This window comes from Synechococcus sp. W60.3 (assembly GCF_047502615.1).
Taxonomy (GTDB): domain Bacteria; phylum Cyanobacteriota; class Cyanobacteriia; order Thermostichales; family Thermostichaceae; genus Thermostichus.
In genome coordinates, this window is record NZ_JANSHJ010000043.1 from 4,427 (window position 1) to 8,122 (window position 3,696).

The window sequence follows — 3,696 nt, forward strand, 5'->3', positions numbered from 1 at the left end:
TTTTTGGAGTTTTTGAGAAGCGAGCTATGTCCGAAGCTAGATGCGAGGAAGGTTGTGATTATGGACAATTTAAATATCCACAAGAGTCGGGAAGTTGAGGAATTGATTAGGGGGACAGGAGCACGAATCCTATACCTGCCTGTGTATGCGCCGGAGTTGAATCCCATTGAGATGATGTGGTCAGTGTTGAAGCATTTTATTCGGCAGCTTTGCAGAATTGGGAAATATAGCATGGAGCAGATAGTGAAGACTTCTTTACTACTGATCAATCCATCCTCCTTCCGAAGTTGGTTTGCTAAGTGCTGCTATTGTACCCCTTGAGCCCTTAACAGGCTGTAACATGGCCGATCCTCAACATAGTGTTCAGAACCATTCAAAAGGCGCAAGGCTGACAGTCTCTATCAACCCGATGTGAGCAGAAAGCTCGGCCCAGCCTTTTTTAACTCGATGGGATCCCGCGAATGGGCAGGATTTCTGCTACACAAGAAACACGTCTGTGTTGACCTGAGCCGAGACTAGGCCCTCTTGATTTTCAGGCTGTTCAAGTAGGCCTGGGGATCCTGGGGGTCAAACACCACACCATCGAAGAAACGCTCCGTTCCCCGCGAAGTGTTGTTGGGAATATTCTTCACTCCCAGCGCTTGGGCAGCCTCCCGCCAGAGATCTTCGCGGTTCACCTCATCCACCAGACGGCGGGCAGTATCCAAATCCTTGAGGAAGCGAGCGTGGAAGCCCCAACGCAGCGATTCGGTCAAGAACCACAGGTCATGGCTCTTGTAGGGATAAGAGACGCTGCCCCGCCCATCTTCCCAGTACAGAGGCCCGGCGTTGAAATCTTGAACAGCCGGCTTGCCATCTCCCAATTCGTACTTGCCCTGGAAGGGAGGCGTGAGAACCTCGACCGGCACATTCAGATAAGCGCGCCCCGAAAGGATGCGCGCCAGCTCTTCACGGTTGGCCGGATCGTCGCACCATTGCTGCGCTTCCATCACAGCCATCAAAACTGCTTGTGTGGCTCTGGGGTTTTGCTCCACCCAGTCGGCGCGAATGGCCAAGTATTCTTCGGGGTGAAAAGGCCAGATCTGCTGGGTGAGGGCCGCCATAAAGCCGATCCCATCGGCCACAATCCGGTAGGGCCAGGGATCCCCGGTGCTAAAAGCATCCATGGTGCCATTGCGCATTCCCTGCACCGTTTCGGCAGAGGGAACCGCCAACAGGTCGATGTCTTGATCCGGATCTACCCCCCCAGCAGCAAACCAGTAACGGATCCAAAAATCTTGATTGACGTTGGGGAAGGTATGAGCGGCCTTGAATTTGCGTCCGTTGCTGGCGCTGAAATTTTTGATGTAGTCTGCAGCTCCAGAAACATCTAGCCCCAAACCCTTGCCAGCATGCATTCCGGCAATGGCAATCCCGTTGCCTTGGGTGATCAGCTGACACAGAACTGCCATGCGCACCGGCCGATTGTTGGTGATGGCGCCAATGTGGATCATGTGAGGCATCGGCATCTGCCACTGGCCACCGTCGATTCCCCCACCCGCTGAGCCGATGACCACATTGTCCCGGGCTGCCGGCCAACTGGCCTGCTTCAACACTTCTACACCAGTCATGCCGTGCTTATCGAAAAAGCCCTTCTCCTTGGCGACAATCAGGGGGGCAGACTCCACAATCGGAATAAAACCCAGCCTAAGGTTGGGGGTTTCCGGGCCGCTGGCCTGGGCAACCCAGTAGCCTGTGCTGGCCCGTGCTAAGCTGCCACTCACGAGTCCACCCACGGTGGCCGCACCCGCAGACAGCAAAAAGTTACGACGTGACGTCATGCTCACCTCATCGAAAGGATATGTGAAGGCAAGATGGAAGCTTTCCGGTTCAAGTCGCCTAACCCATGGATTTCCTTCGTGAAATCTCAAGAAATCCTTAAATCTCAGCTTGGTTGATATCCTAAGGGTAAATAAATATAGAAACAATACAATTATTATTTTGGTAAGCATAGACTTCCGTTTATCATTTTTGCGATGGCTTAGGTCTCAATGGCGTTTCCTCCAACGGCGGCTTGCTCTGGGCAAAACAGCTCAACAGATTGGGGATCCCTGCCCCATGCCGGCTATCACTGGGATGGCTGCACAGAGCGGTTTTTTGAGGGCTGGTACAGCCGCGTCACCTTGCCCGGGGATCCGCCCATTAGCTTTGCCTTCATGTACGCCATCGATCCCAAGCGCGGGGGCATGGCTCAGGTGTTGGGGCCGGAGGAGGAGCTGCATTGGCGCACCTTCCCCAATCCCCGCCGCTTTTGGGCCAGCTCAACCCATCTGGCCTTGGGGCACTCAGGGATCCCAGGCCCCGGCTGTCGCGGCCTTCAGGATCCCTTCACCTTCTTCCAGCGCACCGCCAGCGGCTACCAATACACCGCCCACCTCAACCAGGGGATTTTGCCGGATCCCTTGGTCTCTGAGCCTATTCGCTGGCTCTACCGCATTCAACCTCGTTTTGCCTATGGGATCCCACCCCGAGCCACCATGGGAGCCTGGTCTTATCTGCCCATCTTTGAGCCGGGCTGGCAGATCCTCATGAGCCATGGCTTGGCCACCGGCTGGGTGGAGTGGAGAGGCAGGCGCTATGCATTTCAGCAGGCTCCCGCCTACGCCGAAAAAAATTGGGGTCAAAGCTTTCCTCGCCGCTGGTTTTGGATCCAGTGCAACGCCTTTCCCCAGCATCCCGGTCTCAGCCTCACCTGTGCCGGAGCTGAGCGGCAGGTGCTCACCCGCCCCGAAGAAGTGGCCCTGATCAGCTTGCATGGATGGGGATCCCAGCCCTTTTTGGAATGGCGGCCTGGGCAAGCTCATCTGACTTGGCAAGTGGATCCCTGGGGATCTTGGCGAATCCGGGGAGAGAGCGCCCTCTGGTGTATTCGGCTGGAAGGGCACACGGGACGGCCTGGCCAAACTGTATTCACTCCTGGCCCAGAAGGGATGCAGCGCAACTGTCGGGATACCCTAGCAGGACATCTGCACCTGCAGCTTTGGCAGCGCAACGGCCAAGTCTGGACGCCGGTGATCAAGGCCACCAGCTCCCAAGCCGGCCTGGAAGTGGGGGGAGAAGTCCGGCAACCTTGGCAAGGGCAATGTTAACGCTGGCGGATATCTACACCCCCGTTGGACTTTCCAAAAAACGCTCTTGTGCTAGAATGCCTAAGCCACATTGATAGATGTCCATCTCTGTCTCTGGATAGTACTGGATAGTATCTGAGTAACTATGGACAGATAGTATGGACAGACAGTCAACCGTGGTTGGCCCGCCCCTTTTGCGCCTGTAGCTCAGTGGACTAGAGCACGTGGCTACGGACCACGGTGTCGGGAGTTCAAATCTCTCCAGGCGCGTCACGATCCCAGATGATTTTTCGTCTGGGGTATTTACCGTCCCTTAGTTGGCCTGAATCCTGTGTTAGGATTAGGCCTATCAAGTCCGCCTTGATGCAGGCGTAGGGAGCCCGAGGATCATGTTTGAACGCTTTACGGAAAAAGCCATCAAGGTGATCATGCTGGCCCAGGAGGAGGCCAGACGGTTGGGTCACAATTTCGTTGGCACCGAGCAAATCTTGTTGGGGTTAATCGGCGAGGGCACTGGGGTCGCCGCCAAAGTTCTCAAGTCCATGGGAGTGAACTTGAAGGACGCCCGCATTGAAGTCGAGAAAATTAT

At 55.5% G+C, this 3,696-nt stretch carries 4 protein-coding genes and 1 tRNA gene; 4 read left to right on the plus strand and 1 reads right to left on the minus strand.

From position 1 onward, the window contains the following. A partial coding sequence (locus NW846_RS11560; RefSeq protein WP_206336841.1) for a transposase occupies window positions 1-321 on the plus strand: 321 nt, incomplete at its 5' end. Window positions 322-515: 194 nt separating this feature from the next. Here NW846_RS11560 and NW846_RS11565 read toward each other — a convergent pair. Continuing rightward, window positions 516-1,820, minus strand: coding sequence for a CmpA/NrtA family ABC transporter substrate-binding protein (locus tag NW846_RS11565; protein WP_414515573.1), 1,305 nt, complete (start codon window positions 1,818-1,820; stop codon window positions 516-518). Window positions 1,821-2,030: 210 nt separating this feature from the next. Between NW846_RS11565 and NW846_RS11570 the strand changes: the two genes are divergently transcribed. The 3 genes from NW846_RS11570 to NW846_RS11580 form a co-directional block, all read left to right on the plus strand. Then, the gene (locus NW846_RS11570; protein WP_414516082.1) at window positions 2,031-3,128 is read left to right on the plus strand and encodes a tocopherol cyclase family protein; all 1,098 of its coding nucleotides are present in this window, start codon (window positions 2,031-2,033) and stop codon (window positions 3,126-3,128) included. 175 nt (window positions 3,129-3,303) lie between these two features. Next, window positions 3,304-3,377, plus strand: a tRNA-Arg gene (locus NW846_RS11575). A 119-nt stretch (window positions 3,378-3,496) separates the two neighbouring features. Next, window positions 3,497-3,696: Clp protease N-terminal domain-containing protein (locus NW846_RS11580; RefSeq protein WP_414516084.1), on the plus strand; the 200-nt coding region annotated here is incomplete at its 3' end.

Bases quoted from the DNA above. Each gene is read 5' to 3' on its own strand.
- NW846_RS11570 (WP_414516082.1), top strand. From the start codon at position 2,031: ATGGCGTTTCCTCCAACGGCGGCTTGCTCTGGGCAAAACAGCTCAACA.
- NW846_RS11565 (WP_414515573.1), bottom strand. From the start codon at position 1,820: ATGACGTCACGTCGTAACTTTTTGCTGTCTGCGGGTGCGGCCACCGTG.